This window comes from Acinetobacter sp. YH12096 (genome assembly GCF_013419215.1).
Lineage (GTDB): Bacteria > Pseudomonadota > Gammaproteobacteria > Pseudomonadales > Moraxellaceae > Acinetobacter > Acinetobacter amyesii.
The window spans coordinates 21062-46204 of the sequence record NZ_VPAM01000007.1; the positions used below are offsets into that span (position 1 = coordinate 21062).

General features: G+C 40.9%; 23 protein-coding genes and 1 pseudogene. 12 read left to right on the forward strand and 12 right to left on the reverse strand.

The window, feature by feature from the left end; all coding sequences use genetic code 11:
* Nucleotides 1–97 precede the first annotated feature (97 nt).
* From FTU36_RS04630 to ahcY, 4 genes are all read right to left on the reverse strand, one after another.
* Nucleotides 98–2974 carry an EAL domain-containing protein gene (locus FTU36_RS04630; RefSeq protein ID WP_180003366.1) on the reverse strand — a complete coding sequence of 959 codons (2877 nt, stop codon included), beginning with the start codon at nucleotides 2972–2974 and terminating at the stop codon, nucleotides 98–100.
* A 183-nt stretch (nucleotides 2975–3157) separates the two neighbouring features.
* Nucleotides 3158–3871 carry a 16S rRNA (uracil(1498)-N(3))-methyltransferase gene (locus FTU36_RS04635; protein ID WP_180055741.1) on the reverse strand — a complete coding sequence of 238 codons (714 nt, stop codon included), beginning with the start codon at nucleotides 3869–3871 and terminating at the stop codon, nucleotides 3158–3160.
* Nucleotides 3872–3903: 32 nt separating this feature from the next.
* Nucleotides 3904–4740, reverse strand: coding sequence for a methylenetetrahydrofolate reductase [NAD(P)H] (gene metF, locus FTU36_RS04640; RefSeq protein ID WP_168378282.1), 837 nt, complete (start codon nucleotides 4738–4740; stop codon nucleotides 3904–3906).
* A 190-nt stretch (nucleotides 4741–4930) separates the two neighbouring features.
* A complete protein-coding gene (gene ahcY / locus FTU36_RS04645) occupies nucleotides 4931–6313 on the reverse strand; it encodes an adenosylhomocysteinase (RefSeq protein WP_180116886.1) in 1383 nt (460 codons plus the stop codon).
* A gap of 236 nt (nucleotides 6314–6549) precedes the next feature.
* Here ahcY and FTU36_RS04650 point away from each other — a divergent pair, with 236 nt between their 5' ends.
* The 3 genes from FTU36_RS04650 (at nucleotide 6550) to FTU36_RS04660 (ending at nucleotide 8424) form a co-directional block, all read left to right on the forward strand.
* A complete protein-coding gene (locus FTU36_RS04650) occupies nucleotides 6550–6852 on the forward strand; it encodes a hypothetical protein (RefSeq protein ID WP_111883908.1) in 303 nt (100 codons plus the stop codon).
* 34 nt (nucleotides 6853–6886) lie between these two features.
* The gene (locus FTU36_RS04655) at nucleotides 6887–7834 is read left to right on the forward strand and encodes a DUF4424 family protein (protein ID WP_180003363.1); all 948 of its coding nucleotides are present in this window, start codon (nucleotides 6887–6889) and stop codon (nucleotides 7832–7834) included.
* A gap of 65 nt (nucleotides 7835–7899) precedes the next feature.
* On the forward strand, nucleotides 7900–8424 hold the full coding sequence (locus tag FTU36_RS04660) for a cysteine peptidase family C39 domain-containing protein (protein WP_180003362.1): 525 nt from the start codon (nucleotides 7900–7902) through the stop codon (nucleotides 8422–8424).
* Between the two features lie 66 nt (nucleotides 8425–8490).
* On the opposite strand, the gene FTU36_RS04665 is transcribed toward FTU36_RS04660, so the two are convergent.
* From FTU36_RS04665 to radA, 6 genes are all read right to left on the reverse strand, one after another.
* Nucleotides 8491–9003 (reverse strand): tetratricopeptide repeat protein, encoded by a 513-nt coding sequence (locus FTU36_RS04665; RefSeq protein ID WP_180003360.1) that lies wholly within the window; start codon nucleotides 9001–9003, stop codon nucleotides 8491–8493.
* Between the two features lie 113 nt (nucleotides 9004–9116).
* On the reverse strand, nucleotides 9117–9455 hold the full coding sequence (locus FTU36_RS04670; protein WP_180116887.1) for a DUF3325 domain-containing protein: 339 nt from the start codon (nucleotides 9453–9455) through the stop codon (nucleotides 9117–9119).
* Nucleotides 9452–11203, reverse strand: a complete 1752-nt coding sequence (locus FTU36_RS04675) for a PepSY domain-containing protein (protein ID WP_180116888.1) — start codon at nucleotides 11201–11203, stop codon at nucleotides 9452–9454. The genes FTU36_RS04670 and FTU36_RS04675 overlap by 4 nt, the downstream gene beginning before the upstream one ends.
* A 1-nt stretch (nucleotide 11204) precedes the next feature.
* Nucleotides 11205–11552 carry a hypothetical protein gene (locus FTU36_RS04680; protein WP_180116889.1) on the reverse strand — a complete coding sequence of 116 codons (348 nt, stop codon included), beginning with the start codon at nucleotides 11550–11552 and terminating at the stop codon, nucleotides 11205–11207.
* Nucleotides 11553–11753: 201 nt separating this feature from the next.
* The gene (locus FTU36_RS04685) at nucleotides 11754–12755 is read right to left on the reverse strand and encodes a Tim44 domain-containing protein (protein WP_180116890.1); all 1002 of its coding nucleotides are present in this window, start codon (nucleotides 12753–12755) and stop codon (nucleotides 11754–11756) included.
* A gap of 123 nt (nucleotides 12756–12878) precedes the next feature.
* On the reverse strand, nucleotides 12879–14267 hold the full coding sequence (gene radA / locus FTU36_RS04690; protein WP_180003350.1) for a DNA repair protein RadA: 1389 nt from the start codon (nucleotides 14265–14267) through the stop codon (nucleotides 12879–12881).
* A 185-nt stretch (nucleotides 14268–14452) separates the two neighbouring features.
* Here radA and FTU36_RS04695 point away from each other — a divergent pair.
* Nucleotides 14453–14809: pseudogene (locus FTU36_RS04695) on the forward strand (hypothetical protein); the annotation flags it as partial.
* A 243-nt stretch (nucleotides 14810–15052) separates the two neighbouring features.
* Here the strand turns inward: FTU36_RS04695 and FTU36_RS04700 are convergent.
* Nucleotides 15053–16408 carry a sodium:alanine symporter family protein gene (locus tag FTU36_RS04700; RefSeq protein ID WP_180065027.1) on the reverse strand — a complete coding sequence of 452 codons (1356 nt, stop codon included), beginning with the start codon at nucleotides 16406–16408 and terminating at the stop codon, nucleotides 15053–15055.
* Between the two features lie 330 nt (nucleotides 16409–16738).
* Between FTU36_RS04700 and FTU36_RS04705 the strand changes: the two genes are divergently transcribed.
* The 7 genes from FTU36_RS04705 (at nucleotide 16739) to FTU36_RS04735 (ending at nucleotide 23390) form a co-directional block, all read left to right on the forward strand.
* Nucleotides 16739–18142: an amino acid permease gene (locus FTU36_RS04705; protein WP_180116891.1), complete on the forward strand. Its 1404-nt coding sequence runs from the start codon at nucleotides 16739–16741 to the stop codon at nucleotides 18140–18142.
* A gap of 344 nt (nucleotides 18143–18486) precedes the next feature.
* Nucleotides 18487–18696 carry a lipoprotein gene (locus FTU36_RS04710; RefSeq protein WP_373685129.1) on the forward strand — a complete coding sequence of 70 codons (210 nt, stop codon included), beginning with the start codon at nucleotides 18487–18489 and terminating at the stop codon, nucleotides 18694–18696.
* Nucleotides 18697–18720: 24 nt separating this feature from the next.
* Nucleotides 18721–19965, forward strand: coding sequence for a diaminopimelate decarboxylase (lysA, locus tag FTU36_RS04715; RefSeq protein WP_180116892.1), 1245 nt, complete (start codon nucleotides 18721–18723; stop codon nucleotides 19963–19965).
* A 13-nt stretch (nucleotides 19966–19978) separates the two neighbouring features.
* A complete protein-coding gene (gene dapF / locus FTU36_RS04720; protein WP_111883917.1) occupies nucleotides 19979–20824 on the forward strand; it encodes a diaminopimelate epimerase in 846 nt (281 codons plus the stop codon).
* Nucleotides 20825–20908: 84 nt separating this feature from the next.
* Nucleotides 20909–21742: an enhanced serine sensitivity protein SseB C-terminal domain-containing protein gene (locus tag FTU36_RS04725; RefSeq protein ID WP_180116893.1), complete on the forward strand. Its 834-nt coding sequence runs from the start codon at nucleotides 20909–20911 to the stop codon at nucleotides 21740–21742.
* A 71-nt stretch (nucleotides 21743–21813) separates the two neighbouring features.
* Nucleotides 21814–22737 (forward strand): tyrosine recombinase XerC, encoded by a 924-nt coding sequence (locus FTU36_RS04730; protein WP_180116894.1) that lies wholly within the window; start codon nucleotides 21814–21816, stop codon nucleotides 22735–22737.
* Between the two features lie 281 nt (nucleotides 22738–23018).
* The gene (locus tag FTU36_RS04735) at nucleotides 23019–23390 is read left to right on the forward strand and encodes a hypothetical protein (protein WP_218954377.1); all 372 of its coding nucleotides are present in this window, start codon (nucleotides 23019–23021) and stop codon (nucleotides 23388–23390) included.
* 500 nt (nucleotides 23391–23890) lie between these two features.
* Here FTU36_RS04735 and FTU36_RS04740 read toward each other — a convergent pair whose 3' ends face one another.
* On the reverse strand, nucleotides 23891–24385 hold the full coding sequence (locus FTU36_RS04740; RefSeq protein WP_078190405.1) for an Lrp/AsnC family transcriptional regulator: 495 nt from the start codon (nucleotides 24383–24385) through the stop codon (nucleotides 23891–23893).
* 113 nt (nucleotides 24386–24498) lie between these two features.
* Between FTU36_RS04740 and FTU36_RS04745 the strand changes: the two genes are divergently transcribed.
* The gene (locus FTU36_RS04745) at nucleotides 24499–25104 is read left to right on the forward strand and encodes a LysE family translocator (protein ID WP_180116895.1); all 606 of its coding nucleotides are present in this window, start codon (nucleotides 24499–24501) and stop codon (nucleotides 25102–25104) included.
* Nucleotides 25105–25143 lie beyond the last annotated feature (39 nt).

The following is a 25143-nucleotide window of genomic DNA, read 5'->3' on the forward strand; positions in this document are numbered from 1 at the left end:
TGCTTGCTTTATCCGCTTGAATATAACATTAGTTGCACAGTTGGGACAGTCGAAGTCGCGTCTTTTTCAGACAATCTTATAGCTCAGGCATAGTGACTTATATTAAGTAAGTATAAGCAGGCGAAGAGATATTATTTTCAAGGAACACGGTTGCCTCTTCTTGTGGCAGTGGCTTAGAGAAAAAATAGCCTTGAGCAATGTCACATTCTAAGTCTTGTAGATACTGTAACTGCTGTTCAGTTTCAATCCCTTCAGCGACTACCGTCATGCCCATCGCTTTACCCATGGCAATCATGGCACTAACGATGGCCAATTGTTTATTTTCACCAATTTTAGAGATAAAACTGCGATCTATTTTTAAAATATCAATTGGAAAATCAGCCAGATAGGATAGAGATGAGTAGCCAGTGCCAAAATCATCAAGTGAAATATTGATTTTACGTTTTTTTATTTCGTTTAATAGTTCACGTACTGAATCTAGATTTTCGACCAAAGAAGATTCTGTAATTTCCAGTTCCAGACTGGCACCATCAATTTGATTGGCATCTATCGCTTCATCTAAATCATTTAATAATTGTCCACGGCGCAGTTGCTGTGCAACAATATTGACGGATACACAAATATTTTGATAACCCAAATTATTCCAAAAGCGAATTTGCTGCGCGGTTTTTTGCAGGACAAAACGCCCGATATCGGAAATTAAACTGGTTTGTTCTGCTAAAGGAATAAATAAGCCCGGTGGTATTAAGCCTTTTTCAGGATGATTCCAGCGTACCAAGGCTTCAAAACCGTAAATATTTTTATCACGGAAATTGATCTTCGGTTGGTAATACACCACCAGCTCATTATTTTGAATGGCTTTACGCAAGTCGCGTTCCAAGAAGATCCCTTGCTCTAATAATGCGGTATTTTCATTGGAATAATAACGTGTAGTATTGCCTCCCAAATTTTTAGCTTCGCTCAGCGCTTGTTCTGCACAGTTATTTAGATAATCTAGCTGACGGCCATGCTCAGGATAGAACGCTACACCCATCGATAAGGTGATGACATGTTCTTGGCCAAAAATATTAAATGGAATGCTAAAGGCTTTATTGATGCGTTCACAATGCTCTTGCACAGAAGGGCGGATATGTGAAATTTCATACACAATCGCAAAATCATCGCCATTTAAATGCGCAACAAATAATGCTTCGGCATTGGTTAGACGTAAACGCTGTGCGACTTGGCGTAACAGTTCGTCACCACCATTGTTGCTGAGATATTCATTTAATGGACGGAAACGGTCGATGTTTAAACGAATGACGGCCAACTGTTTAATCGAATCTTGCTGTGAAACTAAATATTGATGCAGTTGATAGTTGTAATAAAAACGGTTCGGTAAATCAGTTAAGGTGTCATAATTTTCTAAATAAGATAAACGTTGTTCTTGCAATTTACGTTCGGTCAGGTCTGAGACAATCCCGATATAATGGGTAACGCGGTTTTGATCATCAGTAATCGCATTAATATGCATCCATAGCGTCAGTTCTTTACCTGAAAGAAATTTTTCGTGCAATTCACCATCATACTCACCAATTTTCAGCACTTGTTTAATGATCGAGTAGTGCATACTGCGTTGAATTGATTTGTAATTTGCTGTGATATCAAATAGATGTTTGCCAATAATTTGGTCGTAGTTAAAGCCGGTTAATTGTTCGTAAAACGGATTGACTTCGATATAGCACAGCTCTTCATTTAAAATGAAAATCCCTTCAGCAGCTTGTTCGAGTACGCTGGCTGCAAGTTTTAAACGTTCTTGAGACGTCCGTTCTTGATGGATATCACGACGAATACCGACCATGCGCAAGGGCTTGCGGTTATCTGGATCGCGTTGAATGACTCGCCCAATATCATGTACCCAACTCCATTTTCCTTGACTGTTTTGAATCCGATAGGTGGCCTCATAACGGTCTTTAAATCCACGAAGATGTTGAATCATTGCTGATTTAAAATGAGGAATATCATCAGGATGGATCACATGTTGTAACTGTTGCTGATGCTCTTTCGAATGTCTAAGGGTTTTTTCTTGCTTATAGTTGGTGACAACGATTTTACGATCTTTGATATTCCAATCCCAAGGACGTAAACCTGCAATTTCATGTGCAAGGACTAAATTGGCCTGTTGGTTTTCTAAATCCTTGTTCATTTGCTCAATGTCGAAGGTTCGCTCTTTGACTTTTTGTTCAAGGATTTGGTTACCTAGTTGTAATTGTAATTCGATGTCACGTGATTTGTTGACTTCATCTTGGAGCTGCTGACACAGTTCATCAGTCCATTTGACTTGTTGCTTGGCACTATCAACCAGTAAGTTGTTTTTTGCATGTAAGGTCGACACACGACGGTGAATCCGATATGACGTCATGGCGCACATTAGAATCACAATGAGCCCAAAATTAATACTCAGGCTAAATAAGTGATTTGAACTATCTAAGAAAAAGAACTGTGCAATCAGATACGGCACGATAGACGGGATAAAGGCTAAACAAAAATAATTGAGTTTTTGCGTTAAATAGGTCAAACCAAAGGTTTGCGTCACGATCAATAGTAAGGCGGAGAGCGTTAAGGCTTGAATCGGTTCAAAGCTTTGATTGGTCGCAGGTAAATAGTAAAAAATTAAAAAGATACCGCTCGCAATAAGCGTACCGACTGAAAAACACTGAAATTGTAGCCAACGATGCGCAATCATCAGTGAATATTGTTCAGGTTTAAAATAAACGGTGCTAATCAGCCAGCATAAACTGACAAAAACTTCGGTAAAAATAAACCAAATATTGAAATATAAAGATGGTGATTTATAAAAAATTTGATATATCGAAAAAATATATAAGCAAATAATCAGAATACTGACTAAAAAATAGCGGCTATGGCGAATCGTGTTCGCAATTTGAGCAGTATGATTGTACTGCTTGATATATTCATCTTGTTTATACGTCATGAATATAAAAACCCTGCCTTAACCAAATTTAGATCGTTGTATTTGTATTGTTCCTGAGAGTATTTGTTTATTCTTAGTAACAAATCATTTGTTTTTATTGACTCTAGGGTAATTGCGTTACAAATAAAAAGCAATATCAAGGATGCCATCATTGATGCTTTCAGATGAACCATCGAGTAAAAATTAAATAAATTTATAATTTAAAATTGAAAGTGCAACTACAGGTGCAGTTTCTGTGCGAAGGACACGTTCACCGATACACCAGTTCACAAAACCTTTCTCATTTGCTGCGCTGATCTCGGCTTCGCTCAAGCCACCTTCAGGGCCAATCAGTAAGGCAAAGTGCGGGTCAGCATCTGCTAATACATCAACTTCATCTTTATTGGGTGCGAGTACCAACTTGGTTGTCGGTAGATTACTCTCCAACCATTTTTCAAGGGAAAGGGGCGCAAGTACTTTAGGGACAATGTTGAGACCACATTGTTCACATGCAGCAATAGCAATGCTTTGCCAATGGTCGAGTTTCTTTTGATCACGATCGTACTTCAAACGCATTTCACAACGTTCGGATGTGAGTAGTTGAATTTCAGAAACACCGAGTTCCACCGCTTTTTGAATTGCATAATCCATGCGGTCGCCTTTGCTCATCACTTGACCCAATAGTGCTGTAAAATGTGGTGTGCGATTGCTTGGATTGAATTGCAGAACTTGGACGGCAGCCGACTTTTTAGCGACTTCAACCAATTCAACATGGTATTCGCCACCTTGCCCATTGAACAAAGTGGCAGTTTCGCCCACTTGAGCACGTAAAACTTTTACCCAGTGATGAAACACTGTTTCCGTTAATTCAACAGTCGTATCAACAGTTAAATCAGCTTCAATATAAAAACGTGGCATTAAAGTTTTACTCTCAAAAAGGTCGAAATGTCTTATGCAAGACCGAGGTCTTTCACAAGTTGACGTGTAGGGTCAGTGGTATTCATGGTGTAGAAGTGCAGGCTTGGCGCACCACCAGCAATCAGGCGTTCGCAAAGTTTCACAATCACTTCATGACCAAAGGCTTTGATTGACGCTGTGTCGTCGCCATAAGTCGCAAGCTGTTTGCGAATCCAGCGAGGAATTTCTGCACCTGTACCATCAGCAAAACGAATTAAATTGCTTGCATTGGTAATCGGCATAATGCCTGGAGCGACAGGAATGTTCACGCCTTCTTTTTGAATGCGCTCTACAAAGTAGAAATAGGCATCTGGATTAAAGAAGAATTGTGTGAGTGCTGCATTAGCGCCTGCATTGGCTTTATCGCAGAAACGTTTGATGTCGAGATCAAAGCTGTCTGCTTGCGGATGCATTTCAGGATAAGCCGCCACTTCAATTTTGAAGTGATCACCTGTATGTTCACGGATGAAACGCACAAGATCTGTTGCATAAGGCAATTCGCCTAAGCCTACTTGACCAGACGGCAAGTCACCGCGCAGCGCAACAATACGGTCAATGCCTTGCGATTTATACAAATCCAGCAATTCAGCAATACGTTCTTTGCTGTCACCAATACAAGAAAGGTGAGGAGCAACAGGCGTGCCTTTACCATTGAAATCATTCAATGTAGACAAAGTACGTTCACGGGTAGAACCGCCTGCGCCGTATGTTACAGAGAAAAATTCAGGATTTAATAATTGTAGTTCTTGGTGTACAACTTTAAGTTTTTCCGCGCCCGCATCAGTTTTGGTCGGGAAGAACTCAAAGGAAATAGGAATCTGTTTTGACATGTTCAAATCCTTTTTTATAAATACTATTTGTTTACCCTCTCCCTGACCTCTCCCATAGGGAGAGGAGTATTCATTACTGAATTATGCAGGGGAGCAAGCTAACTTTCTTCAAAACATGAAAGTGAATTCATAAATGAAGATGTTCTGCGGTCACCCTCTCCCTCTGGGAGAGGGATGGGGTGAGGGCTAATTAATATTTATAAGCCTCAGCTTTGAACGGACCTTCAACTTGAACACCGAGGTAATCCGCTTGTTCTTGAGTCAAAGTCGTCAATACGCCACCGAAACCAGCAACCATTGCAGCAGCAACTTCTTCGTCTAATTTCTTAGGAATAAGTTCTACGCGGATTGCAGCTTGTTTTTGATCTTCAGGAAGATCAGCAAATTTTTCAGCGAACAAGTGCATTTGCCCCAACACTTGGTTAGCAAAAGAACCATCCATAATACGTGAAGGGTGACCTGTTGCATTACCAAGGTTCACTAAGCGGCCTTCTGAAAGAAGAATAAGGTAATCATTTTCATTTTCTGAACGATACACTTGGTGAACTTGTGGCTTAACTTCAACCCACTTATAATCACGTAAGTAATTTGTGTCGATTTCAGTATCGAAATGACCGATGTTACAAACTACAGCGCCAGCTTTTAATGAATCAAGCATTGCAGCGTCACATACGTGGTAGTTACCAGTTGTTGTTACGATCAAGTCAGTATTTTGAAGAAGATCAAGGTTGATGTCTTCTTTCTTACCCGTTTGAATGCCATTTTTATACGGAGCAACAACTTCGAAACCGTCCATGCATGCTTGCATTGCGCAGATTGGGTCAACTTCAGTTACACGTACAATCATGCCTTCTTGACGAAGTGATTGAGCAGAACCTTTACCTACGTCGCCATAACCGATTACAAGTGCACGGCGGCCAGATAAAAGCATATCTGTACCGCGTTTGATTGCATCGTTTAGAGAGTGGCGGCAGCCGTATTTGTTGTCGTTTTTAGACTTAGTTACAGAGTCGTTTACGTTGATTGCAGGAACTTTTAAAGTACCGTCGCGGTGCATTTCGTAAAGACGTTGAACACCTGTAGTGGTTTCTTCAGTAATACCGTGGATTTTAGCAATTACTTCTGGGTATTTTTCGTGAACAAGTGCAGTTAAGTCACCGCCATCATCCAGAATCATGTTGGCATCCCAAGGTGTGCCGTTTACATTGATTTGCTGTTCAAGACACCACATGTATTCTTCTTCAGTTTCGCCTTTCCAAGCAAATACAGGAATACCTGCAGCAGCGATTGCAGCAGCAGCGTGGTCTTGAGTAGAGAAGATGTTGCATGAAGTCCAGCGTACTTCTGCGCCCAATTCAACTAGAGTTTCAATTAAAACTGCAGTTTGAATAGTCATGTGGATACAGCCTAGGATTTTCGCGCCAGCAAGGGGTTTAGCCGCTGCATAGCGTTTGCGAAGACCCATTAGGGCTGGCATTTCTGCTTCTGCGAGTTTGATTTCTTTACGGCCGTAGTCAGCTAGTGAAATATCGGCAACTTTGTAATCTGTAAATGAAGCATTAACCGCGTTCATCACGATCTCCTTAATAAAAACAATTGATCATTCAGTTCGCGGATGCCGTTGTTGATTGGAACGAGTGTCCAACCGAATCGTCGAGCCTAGCGATCTTATATTTAGTGCCTATAAGAAAGTCGCAGCATCCCTCGACTAGGGCAGTATTGTACTTGGAAATAGAGTGAGTTCCAATCAAAAATTGGTTAATATGTAGATGAATAATCTGATAATAAAAAGATAATAACGTACATATCATGAATATATTAAAATTTAATATTTTCCTAGTTTTACTCGTATCTTCACAAGCTGTCTCAGCAAGGCGAGGCGACTTTTCACCACAAGATATTTTTTTTCTGCCTTTAATTTTGATTGGGGTTTTATCCTTATTTAAATTTTCAGGCTTTATTGAAAATTATACGAAAGGCTTAAATTTAACCCTTAGAGTAGTCATAAAAGCAGTGAGTTTTATTATTTTGATTGGCATCATTGCCCTTATAATTATCGGGATAGGGCTAATTTCTGAGTATATTCCTGAAAAATGGTCGATGATATTCTAGTGCAATTTTAAATATAAAAAATTGGAAGCTAATAATGAAAAAATTAACTGCATTCATATGCTTGTGTTTTTCAGCACTAACATATGCCAACGATTCAACAGGCTATGTGGCAACGGGAGGGGTGCAGTACCTTAAAAATAAAGACATTCAAATGTTCAGTGAAGACCTATTTATTAGTAAAAAAATGATCAAGGTCGATTATCAGTTTAAAAATCTGAGCAATAAAGATGTGACTGAAACCATACTTTTTCCACTGCCAAAAGTTGAAAACTTCTTTGAATCTGATTTTGCCAATACTGAAAAATTGCTAAAAAGTTTTAAAGTTCAGGTGAATGGAAAAATGATTCAGCCTGAAATGCATGTGCGCACTTTTATTCAAAAAAATGAGAAAACAGCCCCGATTGATATGACGGAGAGTTTTAAGCAATGCGGGTTTACGGAAAAAAACATGCTGAATCCGTGGAGCAGGCAAGATGTTGAATATGAAACTTTCGAAACAAAACTCAGACGCTGTAAAAATGTAGCGCTGCAAAAAGTATTGCCCAAAGATCCGAATGAAACCATTTCATGGTCGTCTCAGGTGATTTACAGTTGGAAGCAAACGTTTAAAGCCAATGCGCTCACACGTGTACAGCATCAATATGCACCGCTGGTGGGTGGGTCTGTGGCTTTATATCCTGATGAATATAATAAAAGTTATTGTATGGATCAAAACTTTAAGGAAGGACTCAGAAAGGCCAAATCACAGCATGCACCATTTCAAGCGCTGGGCTATATCTTAAAAACAGGCGCCAATTGGGCAAAGCCTATTCAAGATTTTAAATTGACCGTTGAGCGTGATGCAGGAGAGCTGGTTTCTTTTTGCTGGGCAGGAAAAGTGAAGAAAATCAGCGCTACGCAGTTTCAAATGGTTGAAAAGAATTTTGTGCCCAAACAAGATTTGGACATTATTTTTGTGCATGTGAAATCAGGTCTGGATTAAAACTTGCAGGCAAAACTGCTGCGATTTGTTTATCATCGTCCATAAGCAATTTTGAGTTTTGATATATGTCGATGGAAATACCTGATGAGTTGGCAAATTTAGAAGCCAATGGCGGCATTTATGCAGTGTGGATGTTGCTGCAGCACTTAGGTATAGATGCAGACATTCAGCAGCTCATCGAAGTTTGCGCTTATGAAGCTGGCCATGGCACAACAACTATTGGTTTAGCCGTAGGGCTAAAAAAGTTTGGCTTTCAAGTAAAGTTTTACACAGAGCATGATCCTGAACTGCAGGACAGTGAAAAACGCAGCTATGCAGAAGCAGACCAATTGGAACTGCTTGTATTACCCGCAATTGGCTATGCACAAATTCAGCAGGCTTTTGAACAAAATCAGTTTGTGATTGTCTATTACGACACACTAGAGGGCGTGGGGAATCATTCTTTGGTGTATGACATTGACGAAACAGAAATCAGTTTCTTTGACAGTTTTGATGCCATGCCAGCAGACGTATTTGAACAGCAGCGTGGTGCAGAAGGCATTTGCCGACAAGTCATTACTGTAGATGTAAATGACTATGTGGCGAGCTGAGCCATTTTGTTAAAAGCAAAAAAGCCCATCATGAGATGGGCTTTATTTTTTTTGAATATGATTGGATTATTGCTCGGCTACGTTGGCTTTTTCATTCCAAAAGTCTGCTTTTTCTTCATCAGCGTCGATGCCTAAGCCATTGGCATAAATAAAGGCTAAGTCACGCATGGCTTGAACTTCACCTAATTTTGCAGATTGTTCAACCAGTTCAATGGATTTAGCGACATCTTTTTCCACCACATCGCCGCGACGGTAAAAATTGGCCAATTCTAAAATTGCAGCAGGATGGTCATGTTTTGCCGCTTGTTCTAACCAGCGGTGCGCATGTTCAAAATAGGTTTTAGATTCTTCAGGATCTTCTTCGAGCATATCTTTGGCATAGACTGCATAGCCTTCACCCAGCCAATACATGGCTTCTACATGACCTAACTGAGCTGCTTTGAGTGCCCATTCTTCAGCAAGTTCAACATGCTCATCATTTTCACTTTGCATATAAATTTCAGCCAGTTCAAATTGAGCATCTTTATTGCCTGCCATGGCGCGATTATATAAAGCAGGAGAGATCGAAAGTTCAGACATGTGTAATCCAAAAGAGCAGAATAGGCATAGCCTAATCGGTTGGCATGAAAAAAGCCAATCCGAAGATTGGCTTTCAATGTTTAGAGAATGTTTAGAGAAGCTTGTCTAATGAATTAAAATTTCAATAACACAGCTGACAATACAAATACGCCAACCAATGCACCAATAATTTTCCAAAAATATTCAGCGATATAACTAATACATAGCCCGACAAATAAAGCCGCAATAGTCAGCGCGCCAAACCAATAACTGATGTTATTGCTCGGCGTGCCAAGAGAGAGGCAAAGTAGTAAGGCGATGATCAATAGCGCCCAGCCGATCAGCGTGGCTAACCGTGTTTGGCCCACACTTAACTCTTTGCTGTAAAACTGCTTTTGATGTTTAGACATGCTGCTTGCCAAGGCAAAAAAACCTAAGCTACTCAGTGCCCAAATCAGGAGAAAGAACATCATGCTTCAACCTCCTTCTTGCCACGCGCTTTTTTAACAGGCAGCCCTTTATGCTTTTTCACTTTGTAAAATGAATAGGCAAACAAGATAGCCAAGAGCCACATTGCAAGATCAAAGGATGCAATCATCCATTGGCCATTTACCATGGTATTCCAAAGCGGTTGACCACCAGTCATGAAGTTTACAATCGGCAGTAAGGCAAAAATTGCTGTGGCAAAAGCTAAAAGTTCTAGCCACGCTTGACGGTGCGTACGGAAAATCGCATAAACGAGCGTCAGTAGCCAAACAATAAAGAAACTACGAATTTCTAATTCCGAACGGTTTTCAAGCTGTGCGGGAATAAAACGGTTGGCATAGAAAAATGCTGCGCAGGCAATGGGTAAACCAATAATCGCTGCAATATTGGTCACTTCAACCGTGCGGTAGCCAAATGATTTAAAGCCTTGTTTTTGCTGTTGCGGCGCACGTTTTACACACCACAGAATGAGACCTGTAGCGACCATCAGGGTGCCTACAATCCCTGAAATAAACAGCAGCCAACGTAGTGCTAAATCTACACCGCGTGCTTCATGTAGCGTAGTGACTACATTGTAAATACCCATCGGTACAGAAGGGTGCTTTAACTTGGCACTTTCGTCAGTTAAGTCTTTGCCTGTTACGCCATCAAATTGTTTGCTTGCATAGACATTTCGATACGCGACACTTTCACCATGTAAGGCACGTAGTTCAATTTTAGCTTGGTCTGTATTCGGTGCAATGATGCTAACGGTACTAATAGGATTGGTTTTCCATTCAGTCTGAACCGCAGTCACGATCGGCGCTAAGTTGGTCAACGGCGCAGCAACGATAGGTTGCTCTTCACGTTTAGAGCGACGATCTCCTCGACCTTCACCACGGCCCTCAGCACGATTTTCGCCTTGGTTTTGTGCAGAATTGGCACGGGCTTGCTGTGGGCGTTCGCCACGTTCTTCGCGTCCTTGAGCAGATTCACGTCCTTCAGGTTTATTTTCTTGAACCAAGGCACGATTTTGTTCTTGTAAAAATTGTCCCCGGTTTTCATAAATACGTTCAATCCCCCAAGGCATGATCGTAAATAACAGCAGCAACAGGCCACTAAAGGTGATCATGATGTGGAAGGGAAGCGCAAATACTGCTGTAGCATTATGTGCATCGAGCCAAGAACGTTGTCCTTTGCCTGAACGGAAGGTAAAGAAATCTTTAAAGATTTTTTTATGAGTAATCACACCACTAATGATGGCAACTAACATCAACAGTGTGGCTATCCCGATAAACCATCGCGTCCACATACGTGGCATGCCATATAGTTCAAAATGGAAACGATAGAGAAAATTACCACCACGTGTATCGCGCGGCTCAAGCACTTCACCTGTAGCACTATCAATGTAGATTTGTTTACCGCCACGGCGTGCGCGAGGGTCTTCACCTTGTTCACGAACGGTAATTAATGTGGCATTTTGACGCGTATTCGGCAGCAAAATATTCCAAGCACCTGCATTCGGATGATTTTGCTGTAAATAATTCAGTGCGACTTCAGTTTGTTGGACTTGTGAACTGGCTGGAACAGATTGATGCAGCTCAGGAGTCATCCAGACATTGATTTCATTTTTAAAGAAGCTCAGGGTTCCGGTCAGGAAAATAGCATACAGCAACCAACCTAAGATTAGGCTAGCCCATGTATGCAGCCAAGACATGGACTGGCGCGGTCCCTCTACTTTTGCATCAACACGCATTTTAGCTTCCCATCATCATGTAAATGGCATACAAACACACCGCAGGGATCACAATGCCTAAAGTTGCTTTGAGGGTTTTATTCACCATAAAGACCCAAATAAATGCACAGCTCCACAGGATAAACGCAATTAAAGTTGCACTCATGGCTGCAGTTCCACGGTCTTCGCTAAACACATCTGCGATCACGATGGCAGATAGCATCGCGACAACATATCCGCCCACTAAAGCGAGGGCAAAGCGATAGAAAATCATCAAGCGATAGGTCAATAGAGAGGGGGTGTCTTTACGCGTTTTAGGCAGCGCAGATGTGAGGGGGGTCACGAGTGCCTCAGGTGGTGAGCTATTCATAAAATACTTAAGCGCTTGGAAATTGTATTAAAGTTAATCTAAATGATAACAATTATTATTAATAATTAGAATAATGTATTCACAAAATTATTGATTTTTCAGCATGCTGAGTAGAAATGGATTTAAATGAGGAGAATTAAAGGCGAAAAAATAGCGACCGGAGTCGCTATTTTAGAATGCAAGAATGCTTAATTCTCTACATTATTGCTCTTGTTGAATGCCTGCAACTAACCAGTCTTGATCAGAACCCACAGGTTTAACAAAATGCCATACTTCAGCAAATGGCTGTGGCAGGCTATTTAAGTCTTCACTTACCGTACCTGTAAAACGCACACTTACAACGTATTGACCATTTTCGTTAGCAGAATCGACCACCATAGCATTTAAGTTAGAAAACTCAGCAACGTCTTCATCTTTATTCGCCATAATGTCGTTATACATAGACTGGTAAAGGTCAGGCGTTAAGTAACGCTGAATTTCAGAAATGTTGCTTGCCGTATTCATCGATTGAATGTGGTTAAAACGCTGACGTGCAACACGTAAAAATGTTGCTGGTTCTGTACCATCAGGCAATTGATTGCCGCTGTTGGTATAGGCAGCACCAAAAGGCGCATTCGTTGCAGCAGCTGCACCAAATGGAGCATTTGAAGCTGCTGAATTACCGCCTACAGAATTACCAAAAATATTCGTATTGTCATTACCTGCACGAGGTGCAGCATTTTGTTGGCCAAACGGTGCATTGTTTGCACCGCTGTTTGGCGCATAAGGATTGTTAGCGGCTAGTTTTTTTTTTGCGCCCATCTTACGGAAAATGAAGAAGGCAACAGCAGCGGCAAGTAAAATCCAGATCCAGCCTGGAATACCACCTTTCTCTTCCTGTTGTTGAGCTTGAGCTTCAGAAGCTGCTTGACCGTTATTGTCATCTGCCATCGCATTTGCAGCGACAGCACCAATTGCAGCACCAGCCACACCAGCAGCAACCATTCCGCCCACATTCGAGCCAGATTTTGCTGGAGCGCCAGCAGTTGCAGGCTGTTGAACAGGAGCAGATTGACGAGGTTGCTGATAAGACTGAGTTGGAGCAGCTTGACGGCTCATACCATGGCTTTTACCACCACCGGCACGTTTCGCTTCTGCAATCGGCGCTACCAAAAGGGCTGCTGTTAAAAGAGCAGTCATCAAACCACGCTGTCGAACTTCCATCAAATTTTCCTATATCTATATAAATTTAAAATAGCCATCTAGTTATGCCGCCATTTGTACTGAATTTCAATAGAACATCGGTAAAAAATTGAAAATTCATTCAAAATAAACTAATCAGCGTTACTAAGACTCATCGGTCAGCGTAATTGCCTGACTCAACGCCTCATGTAAACGTGCCACAGAAATAATCTCTACACCTGAAATGGGTTTTTGCGGTGCATTCCCACGCGGTAAAATAATGGTTTTAAAACCATGCTTAATGGCTTCTTTGAGTCGTTCTTGTCCATTGGGTACAGGGCGGATTTCGCCTGAAAGGCCGACTTCACCAAATACTGCCAAATGCTGTGGCAGGGCTTTAGCTCTTAAGCTAGAGGCGCAGGCTAAAAGTACCGCAAGGTCAGAACCGGTTTCAGTGATTTTTAAACCACCCACGACATTGACATAGACATCTTGTCCTGCAGTTTGTACGCCACCATGACGGTGCATAACGGCTAAAAGCATGTTTAAACGGTTTTGTTCTAAACCTAAGGCCACGCGTCGAGGTTGTCCGTGCGCATCATCTACCAAAGCCTGAACTTCAACTAAAAGTGGACGTGTACCTTCACGGCTAATCATGACGATAGAGCCCGGAATGGCTTCATCATAACGACTCAGGAAAATAGCGGAGGGGTTTGATACCTCGCGCAGACCTTTATCGGTCATGCCAAATACACCAAGCTCGTTGACTGCACCAAAACGGTTTTTCACCGCCCGAATCATACGGAAGCGAGAGTCAGACTGACCTTCAAAATACAAAACACAATCGACCATGTGCTCAAGCACACGAGGGCCTGCCAAAGAGCCTTCTTTTGTTACGTGACCGACAATAAACAATGCTGTGCCACTATTTTTGGCAAAGCGGGTCAGGAGTGCAGCCGATTCACGAATTTGGGAAACACCGCCCGGCGCAGACTGGAGTGTTTCGGTGTATAGGGTTTGGATCGAATCTAAAATGGCCACGGCAGGGCGTTCATGTGCCAATACTTCGCAAATACGCTCGACACAGGTTTCTGCCATGACTTTAAGTTGATCGGTCGGCAAATCTAGGCGCTGGGCACGTAGCGCCACCTGAGACAAAGATTCCTCACCTGTGACATATAAGGCAGAACTTTTACTCGCCGCCATATAGGTTGCGGTTTGTAGCAAAATAGTGGATTTACCAATGCCGGGGTCACCACCAATCAGCACAACTGAACCTGTGACCAGTCCACCACCGAGTACACGGTCAAATTCACCAATACCTGTTGCCATTCGGGTTTCATGCGAAACAGAAACTTGATTTAAGGTGGTCACAGCAGCGGCTTGACCTGCATAGCCACCGCCCATTTTAGGCTGTGCACGGTGTGTAACGGCGGGTGCAATATTGACTTCGACTAATGAATTCCATTCACCACATTCGGTACATTGACCGGCCCATTTGGGATGATCAGCACCACATTGTTCACATCGATAGACACTTTTTGCTTTCGCCATAATATTTACTGTGCACAAACTCAAATTGAGTCACAGCATAGCGGTGAATACATCGAAAAACCAAGTTTTTATCGCATGAAATGACTGTTGAAGGTCAATTGATGTCGTTTTATTTTCAATAGCTGCACTTTTATATAGTAAGCACTTTATAATAGCGCATTATATTTTTTGAAATGGGTCACCACATGACTGAACTATTACGACATATCGATGCCATTGCACGTGAAAAAAATCGTGATGTGTTATTTGTGCATTTTGAAGAATATGATCATCAACATCCTGAGAAAAATACGGTACGTAATGACGTTATGCACTGGTTTGACCTGCAAAATCTCGAGTATTTCCCTTGTATGGGGCTAGAAGGTGAGTCTTTGATCGATAGCTATACAGGTGATTTATACCTTGACGTACCTTTTGATGAAAGCAGCCCTGCATATAAAACTCTCAGTGAATATCTTGAAGATGAACAAGGGAACATGAAAATTCAGGGGGTATTGTTCTTTTCTTTATCCTTGGAAATTGCCTTAGAAATCGAAGCGGATCTGATGGAAGCCAGTGCTGTAGATTCTGAATATGCTGAAAATGAGTTTGGTGACCAATTTGGCGAAGGCTTTATTGAAGATGCTGAGTCAGATCAAAAGGATGAATCCAATGAAAGCAACACGAAAAACGACAAATTTGATGATGGTCAAATCGGTACGATTCAATAAGTAAATATCGATTATCAGTCCGAATAAAAAAGCCACGTGAATTCACGTGGCTTTTTGTTTAGTAGCGTGAAAGGATTAGTACAGTTCACCTGATTTACGACGTGCAATAAAGTCCTTCGATTCTTTGGCAATAACACCAGAAAGTAACAACAGCGCAATTAAGTTTGGTACAGCCATCAAACCGTTAAAGGTATCGGCAAATAACCACACAAGATCAAGAGTCGCCACACAGCCTACAAAGACTGAAGCGATGTAAATCAAACGGTAAATCAAGACAAACTTTTCACCAAGTAAGTAAGTACAGCATTTTTCACCATAGTAACTCCAACCTAAAATGGTTGAGTATGCAAAGAAAATAATCCCGAAGGTGACGATCAAGCCGCCAAAACCCGGTAATAATTTATCAAATACGCTGATAGTTAAAACTGCACCAGTTTGGTCGCCAAAACTGTTGCCTGCCATAATAAAGCCCATGACCAAAACAATCCCGGTGATAGAACACACGATAATCGTATCGATAAATGTACCTGTCATTGAAACTAAACCTTGACGTGCAGGGTGATCCGTTTTCGCAGCAGCCGCGGCAATAGGTGCAGAACCCATACCTGCTTCGTTAGAGAAAACACCACGGGCAACACCATAACGAATAGCCGCACCAATCGCACCACCTGCCGCAGCTTCGCCAGTAAATGCATAGGTAAAGATTAATTTGAGAGAAGGAATGACCAATTCAAGATTATTTAAAATGATGATTAGTCCACCCAATACATAACCGACAGCCATAATAGGTACGATATAAGAGGATGCTTTAGAGATGGATTTAATTCCGCCGAGAATTACTAAAGCAGACAGAATAGTAATAACAATACCTGTAATCCACGTTTCAAGTCCGAGACTATTTTCAACAGCGAGGGCAACCGTATTGGACTGTACTGAACTGCCAATGCCGAAAGAGGCTAAAGTACCAAAGAGGGCAAAAATGACAGCGAGCCATTTCCACTTCAGTCCACGTTCAATGTAGTACATTGGACCGCCGCTCATTTCGCCATTTTCATTTTTTACGCGATATTTGACTGCGAGTACGCCTTCACCATATTTGGTTGCCATACCAAAGAGGGCTGTCATCCACATCCAAAATACTGCACCGGGGCCACCAAGGACGCAGGCTGTTGCAACGCCTGCGATATTACCTGTACCGATGGTTGCAGATAAAGCAGTCATAAGTGAGGCAAAATGTGAAATATCGCCTTCATGTGATTTGGCATGTTCATGCCTTCCAAACACTTGTTTAAATGCTAAAGGCAACATGCGGAATTGCCAGAATAGTAAACGGAAGGTGAGGAATACACCTGTTCCGACAATGAGGACCAACATGTATGGGCCCCAGACCCAACCGCTGAGTGTATTCATGAGTGTGTGTAGATCTTGCATAGTATCTTTCTTCTTATCGGTCCTGAGTGAATGCTACATTTTTGATATCTGTAGCAATTGATATGCCATTGTTAGAAACTTCCATGATTTTTGGCATAAATTTTTTATCGTTGGGAAAATATTTTTTGCATAGAATTGAAGTTTTTACAAGTAAATTGTTGTTTTGTTTGTCGCTTTGAATTTGGGATAGAGGTTAAGATTTTTATATATAAGAAAAATAAATTAACTTTGTCACTTAATCCGAAAATATAGATGATGAAAAATAATTTTGTATTTTCTGAAATTTTTACGTTAATTTGTCGCAATTGGAACGCGAAGTTGAATTAAATAATGTCAAATGAAATTCATGGATCGCACGCTGATAGCGGCGATTTGAAACGAAGCTTGTCCAACCGACACCTGCAATTGATTGCGATTGGTGGTGCGATTGGTACAGGTTTATTTATGGGGTCAGGAAAGACCATCAGTTTAGCTGGTCCGTCCATCCTTATTATCTATATGATTATTGGTTTTATGGTTTTCCTCGTCATGCGTGCATTAGGCGAGTTATTACTATCAAATCTTGAATATAAATCTTTTATCGATTTTGCAACCGACTTAATCGGCCCGTGGGCAGGTTATTTTGTGGGTTGGACCTATTGGCTGTGCTGGATCACTATAGGGATTGCAGATTTATCGGCCATTATTTATTACCTGCAATTCTTTAATGGAGGTAACCCGTTCTCGCCCGAAGAAGGGGTGATGATCAGTGTTGCCGCCATTGTTTTTATCATGGGTTTAAACCTTGTTACGGTTAAACTTTTTGGTGAGTTAGAGTTTTGGTTTGCACTGATTAAGATTATTGCAATCGTGGTGCTCATTGGTGTCGGTCTTTGGATGATCTTTACCGGTTTTACCTCATCGACAGGTGAAATCGCATCATTCATACATTTATGGTCACATGGTGGTCTATTCCCAACAGGAGTAACTGGCTTCTTGGCAGGTTTCCAGATCGCCATTTTTGCCTTTGTCGGCGTAGAACTCGTGGGTACTACGGCAGCAGAAACCAAAGATCCAGAACACAACTTGCCTAAAGCTGTGAACTCGATTCCGATTCGTATCATTATTTTCTATGTGCTTGCACTTGTGATTGTGATGTCCGTTACGCCATGGAATGCCATTGACCCAAGCATTTCACCATTCGTGAACTTGTTTAGCCAAGCCGGTATTGCTGCTGCTGCGATTATTATGAACTTGGTGGTGTTGTCATCAGTTATGTCATCGATGAATAGTGGTGTGTTCTCGACTTCACGTATGTTGTTTGGTTTATCTCGTGAAGAGCAAGGTCCAAAAGCGTTTGGCCGTCTAAACTCACGTGCAGTTCCGGCAAATGCGTTATATTTCTCGGCAGTTTGTTTGTTGTTAGGTGCTGCATTACAGTATTTCGTTCCGAACACGGTTGAAGCCTTCACTTTAGCAACCACACTTTCGACGATTTTATTTATCTGCGTATGGCTCATGATTATCTGGAGCTATATCGTTTACTATAAAACTCGTCCTGAGCTGCATGCGAAATCAACCTTTAAATTGCCGGGCGGCTTATATACTTGCTGGCTCGTGATTATCTTCTTCATCGGCATGATTTATGTTTTGTCATTAGAAGCAGATACCATGAAAGCGCTCATGGTGAGCCCGATTTGGTTCATCATATTGATTATTGGCTATTTCGGTTTTTATAAGAAAAAGCACCATTAATTTACATTTTTGATCTGATGTAAAAACATAAAAAGCTGCTCCTGAGGGGGCAGCTTTTTTATTTGGATATGGACTTATTTTAAGTTAAAACAGACTGTTTATTAGCGTTTCGATTTGTATTAAACAGCATTCAAATTGATAAGCTATTTCAGAGAAATCAATAGCCTGATCGAGCTAGAAATAAAGACAAATAAGGGTTGAAAACAGCACCATCAAATTTTGCTTAAATTTAGTGCAGAATGGCAAAAAGCTCACTTGGAATTACAGGGCTTTTCTTTTATCCGCGGGTTGATCACGTTATACTCGGAAAAATCTTTTCATTAGGTACGTTTATGTATCGTTTTATGAATTATAAAATTATTGTATTAGCAAGTGCTGTGCTGTTGACAGCTTGTGGTCAGTCTGGTGCATTGCATTTACCTTCTGATGCAAATGCAGATAAACGCGCAAAATATCTGATTTATCCAGATACGCCTGCACAGCAAAAGCAGGAAAAACAAGCGGCTCCTGTTACAACTGAGTCGGAATCTTCAAATTCTAACCCTACACCTTAATGCTTTTATAGAAAGGATACTTTCATGAGTTTCACCCGTACGAATGGGGTATTGCATGCAGAGCAATGTTCTTTACAACAGCTTGCACAGCAATATGGCACACCGCTTTATGTTTATTCAAAAGCTATTTTTGAAAAGCATTATTCAGATATGGATCGTGCATTTAGCTTTATCGACCATCAAATTTGTTTTGCGGTAAAGTCAAACTCTAATCTTGCGGTGTTAAACGTACTTGCCAAGCAGGGCGCTGGTTTTGATATCGTGACGGGTGGTGAACTCGCACGTGTATTAAAAGCCGGTGGTGAAGCTTCTAAAATTGTATTCTCAGGTTTGGGTAAAACTGAAGCTGATATTCAAAAAGCGTTGGACGTGGGTATTGCATGTTTTAACGTTGAATCACATGCAGAGCTAGATCGAATCCAAAAAGTTGCTGCGGCAATGGGTAAGAAAGCACCGATTTCATTGCGTGTAAATCCAGATGTGGATGCTAAAACCCATCCTTATATCTCTACGGGTTTAAAAGAAAATAAATTCGGTATTCCTTCAGACAGCGTTTTTGACACCTATGCGTATGCGGCGACATTGCCAAATCTTGAGATTATCGGGATTGATTGTCATATCGGTTCACAGTTGACTGAAACTCAGCCTTTTGTTGATGCACTTGATCGTGTCATTGTGATGATCAATCAATTGAAAGAGATGGGGATTCACCTAAAACACATCGATATCGGTGGTGGTTTAGGTGTGACTTACAAAGACGAAGTTCCACCAACTGTTGAAGAATATGCTCAGGCAATGCGTCCGGCTTTAGAAAAATTAGGCCTTAAGGTGTATATGGAACCGGGGCGTAGTATTTCTGCAAATGCAGGTGTGTTGTTAACTAAAGTTGATTTACTCAAACCGACCAATCATCGTAATTTTGCCATTATTGATGCTGCTATGAACGACTTAATCCGACCTGCTTTATATGAAGCATGGATGGATATTCAGGAAGTAACGCCTCGTACTGATACAGAAAAGAAAGACTGGGATGTTGTTGGCGCGATTTGCGAAACTGGCGATTTCTTAGGAAAGCAACGTCAGTTGGCGATTCAAGAAAATGACGTGCTTGCAGTATTGGGCGCAGGTGCTTATGGTTTTGTCATGAGTTCAAACTACAACAGCCGAGGACGTGCTGCTGAAGTAATGGTTGACGGTGATCAGTCTCATTTGATTCGTGAGCGTGAAACCATCGAATCATTATGGGAACGTGAACGTTTATTGCCTTAAGGAGAAATTCGAGATGTTATTAGAATTTACCAAAATGCATGGCCTTGGCAATGACTTCATGGTGGTCGATCTGATTAGCCAACGAGCTTATTTAGATACAGTGACGATTCAGCGTTTGGCCGACCGTCATTTTGGTATTGGTTTTGATCAGCTTTTGATTGTAGAACCACCTGATTTACCCAATGTCGATTTTAAATATCGTATTTTTAATGCAGATGGTTCGGAAGTTGAACAATGCGGAAATGGCGTACGTTGTTTTGCGCGCTTTGTGCATGAACGTAAGTTGACCAGCAAAACCAAAATCAAAGTACAAACCAAGTCAGGTATCGTAGAGCCTGAATTAGGTGCGAATGGTTGGGTGCGCGTCAACATGGGTTATCCACGCTTTTTGCCGCATGAAATTCCATTTATTGCGGAAGAGCCTGAAAACTTATACGACATTGCATTGGCGAATAATGAACAGCTCACCATTGATGTAGTGAGTATGGGTAATCCGCATGCAGTGACGATCGTTCCTGATGTCATTACTGCAGACGTCGCTAAAATTGGTCCACAAGTCGAATCGCATGAGCGTTTTCCACAGCGTGTAAATGCTGGTTTTATGCAAATTGTGGATGAGAAACATGCACGCTTACGTGTATTTGAACGTGGTGTCGGTGAAACTATGGCCTGTGGTACAGGTGCTTGTGCAGCGGCAGTATCAGGTATGCGTCGTGGTTTATTAGCCAATTCGGTCGAAATAGAGTTGGCAGGTGGTAAGCTGCAAATTGAGTGGCAAGAAGGTGGTGTGGTTTGGATGACTGGACCAACTGCAACAGTTTACGAAGGACGCTTAGATTTAAGTTACTTCCAAGGTTAAAATCAAAGCCCTGATTCATTCAGGGCTTTTTTCATAAAATAAAAAGTGAATAAAAAATTATAATTCAATTGGATTGGAATCAACATGGAACAAATAAACGAAGAAATAAAAGAAGAAATCTTAGAACAACTTTTTCATAAAGCCTTACATGAACCCGCGTATCGACCCGAATTTTTAGCTCAGTTATTGGCAGCCAATGTGTATTGTGTGGGAACAACAGGGGGACGTGATTCACGTATTGCCGAAGATTTGATCTTGGATGAAGGTGACAGTGTTCAATTGAAATCATGGGAAGATGAGACTTATGATTGCGTCATCCCATTTTTTACGTCCTTGGAAAAAATGCGGTTGGCAATATCTGAAGAGGAGTCGTATATCCGGCTACCAACCAAGGCATTATTTGAAATGACCATGGGGGCAAGGCTTGTATTGAATCCACAATCACCTGATGCGACGAAGGACTTTGTACCAGAAGAAATTCAACATTTGCTGAACGGGCAGTATATTCAGCCCTCAGAAAACTATGAAGTTACGGAAGATACGGAAGTTTTAATTGGTCAGCCGGCGGAATATCCGCAGTTTATGATTGATCAATTAAGCATTTTTTTTGGCACAGAGCGTGTGGTAAAAGCTGCTTATTTGGCGCAAATGCTGAATAAAGTTCGAGATGATTCACCAACTTTGCTGATCGGACTAGATTTAGAAGCAGGATTATCTGAACAACAAATTCAAGATTTACACAGTAAAATTGGTCGTATCACACAGGACAGTTTAAAAGAGCAATGCCCAGTGGATTTAATCCATGTCAATCCGCACAGTGTGGATGGTGTAGAAGGGTATTTGCTTAATGAAACGCAAGCTTTTTACCAACGTGTTGATGGTAAGCCTAAGGGGTTCTTTGCTAGACTGTTTTCATAAAACAGATATGTGAAATCGCTTTAGAGAACGTACTGAAACGCTAAAGCACATGTTGAAATGGGAGAAGACAGATGACGATGGATCAGACTCAACTACTGGTCATGTGGTTGAAGGAACGTGAAATTCAAAATCAGTCTAAACATACCTTGCAAGCGTATGAGCGTGATGTCAGTGATTTTCTCCAATTTTGTACAATACGCAACTTGCCACTGCATGATGTCGAAAAGTCAGATCTGCGTGAATTTGTTGCTCATAAAGTGGAACAGTTTCAGCTCAGTCCAAGTAGTTTGCAGCGCATGTTATCTTCAATACGCCAATTTATGAAATGGGCAGAACAAGGGGATTATCTCAGTTTCAACCCCGCAGATGATTTTCAGCTCAAACGCCAATCACGTCCTTTACCTGGATTGGTCGATATTGAAACCATTAAACAAATCATGGAACAGCCTGAGCCAGAAAGTGAAACTCAACGGCAGCTTTGGATACGTGATAAAGCGATTTTGGAGTTGCTGTATTCAAGTGGCTTACGTTTGGCTGAAGTGCAGGGCTTAACCATTCGAGATATCGATTTTAATCGACAACTGTTACGTATTACGGGTAAAGGGAATAAAACCCGCATTGTACCTTTTGGTTCTAAAGCCAAAGAGGCTGTGATGCATTGGTTGCAATTATATCCTGCATGGCATGGCGATTTTGTCCCAGAAGCTCAAGTTTTTATCACCCAAAAAGGTAATCCACTGGGGGTAAGACAAATAGAAAATCGAGTTAAATTTCAAGCTCAACGTGCAGGTGTAAATGTCGATTTACATCCGCATTTATTGCGTCATTGCTTTGCCAGTCATATGTTGTCTAATAGCGGTGACTTGCGTGCTGTACAAGAAATGTTGGGGCATAGTAATTTAACCACCACGCAAATTTATACCCATGTGGATTTTGATCGATTGGCACAAGTTTATGATCAAGCCCATCCACGGGCGCAGCATAAAGATTCGTAACAATTGCAAATACGACTTTGGCTCGTGGTGGTCTAAATATTGCTTAAATTTATAGGCTAGATTTCACATTTTGCATCCTAAAGTGGTCTGCTTCATGAAAGTTAAATAAGGATGTGAAAAAATATTGGTAAAATTGACCGACATTTTGAACTATTGTCGCATTATAAAAATTCAAATTATCGGGTATAAAAATTGTCCATTATTGAATTGACGTAAGTGCCGAAGTGAAATTCGCTATTTACTAAATTGCTGTACCGTTAAAAAAATATATAGGCCATACCATGATTTCAGATATTCAAGAAAAATATGACCAGTTAAATGGTCAGCAAAAAGAAATTTTTGCAGGATACGGCTTACGCCAAATCAAGCACTTCGTTGAAATTGGTTTGCCTGAAATAGAAGCTGTATTACCTGAAGGTGCGCAGCTACAAGGGATTAATGCCGATGGAAAAGTTCAGGCGTTTAATGCGGCGACGGGCCAATACTTTATTTGGATTTCGGATAAACAATGGCAGCTTACCAATAAAGCAACTGCTAAATTTGACAGTAAAGAAGATGCCCTCACCATTTGGCGTATTTTTGATTTGGCACAATATGAACTTATTGACCTAAGCCACATCCATCGTGACTTTTTGGAAAATCAGCCAGCCTAAACCATTGGTCAAATAAACAACTCATGGGCTATCTTCATTGGTTTTGGATGTTTAGCCCTTATATCACCCGCACCATGACATGTTGTGATGCTTATGAGCAGAGCGTTAAAGTGTCTACCTCGTTTGGTTTTAAGCTTTCAAATAAACATTTGAGATAAGCTAGTGGACGTCTTTGCAAAACTTATGATGCTAAACAAAATCTCTAAATGTAAACCCATTTTGCTGTTCAGTAATCAATTCGCTCAGTTTTGATAGCGAGAGCCTGTAAATCCAATCAGTCGTATTCTTGTTTAAGAAATTAAGCTCAAAGGCTCCTTAGATTGTGTTCGTTCATTTGCCGCAAATCATTATTTTTCTTTGCTTAAAATATAAGTAAATACCGCATAGCTAGGTTTTTGCATTCGAGGCTGTGAATAACTGCGTTACTACGTGGTCATTCTTGTAGTATCAGCCTCGTCGTTTCTAATGCTTGAGTTGCTCGTTGGCAGACCAATTTCTGTTTATAAATCTTCTAACGGTAACTGGAAGCTTTGTTTGATGATTTGGCTTGGTAAATCAGTCTTCACACTGGTAATGCCATTTTTCTTGGTTAAGTGAGTAGACTGAAATTTACGGTAACTTTCTAGGTCAGGAACAACAACTTTGAGCATTGCATCGCACTCACCCAAAATAATGTAGCACTCCATGACTTGAGGTAGTTCTTTCATAGCTTCGATAAAGGTATCGATGGTTTCAGCATCTTGCCCAGTTAACCAAATACGAGAGAACAAAATTAATTGAAAGCCAATCTTTTGTGGATCGACCACGGTGGTGTAATTCTGAATCACACCTGCTTCTTCGAGTAATTTTACCCGACGTAAACAAGAAGATGGAGAGAGTCCAATTTCCTTGGCTAAGTCATTATTTTGCATGCGACCATTATTTTGAAGTGCGCGAATGATATTTTTATCAATACGATCTAGTTTAACTAGAATTGACTTAGAAGATGTCTTCATGAAATAGAATATAATTCTAATAATAATATCTATTATAGAATATTTGATATCCTATTTTAAAGCGATTCAAACATACTAATTTCACTTTCAGGACATAGAAAGGGAAAATTGAAATGTCTGTATTTGCTTTATTTGCCTTAACGGTAATTCCCCTTATTTTCACACCAGGACCCGATATGCTTTTTATCCTGTCACAAGTGATGGGTAAGGATGCAAAAGCAGGCATGATGGCTACAGTAGGTGTGTGTTCAGGTTACTTGGTTCACTCGATTTTGGTGGCATTGGGTATTGCTGCGATTATCGTGTCATTTCCACTACTGTTTGAAACAATCCGCTGGTTGGGGATTGCTTATCTTTTATATTTGGCAACGCATTTGCTGCGTTCAGTATTTAGCAGTAAAAAATTAAGTATTGAGAAAAAGTCAGCGTCCAACCCGATTAAAAAAGGCTTTTTTACGGCTTTACTGAACCCGAAAGGAATGTTGATATATTTTGCAATTTTGCCGCAATTTATCGATAAATCAGCGAATACCGTGAGTCAAGGTTTGATTTTGTCCTTCATTTTTATTGGGCTGATTTTTGTGGTGTATTGTAGTTTAAGTGTGGTCTTTGCACGTGTTACACAAAAAACTCAAATTGATGAACGCAAACAAAAGTGGATCGATGGTACATCAGGCGGTTTATTGGCTCTTGCTGCGACGTGGTTAATTGCCAATTAAAAACAGCAAATGTAAATAGAAATAAATGCCTTAACTAAA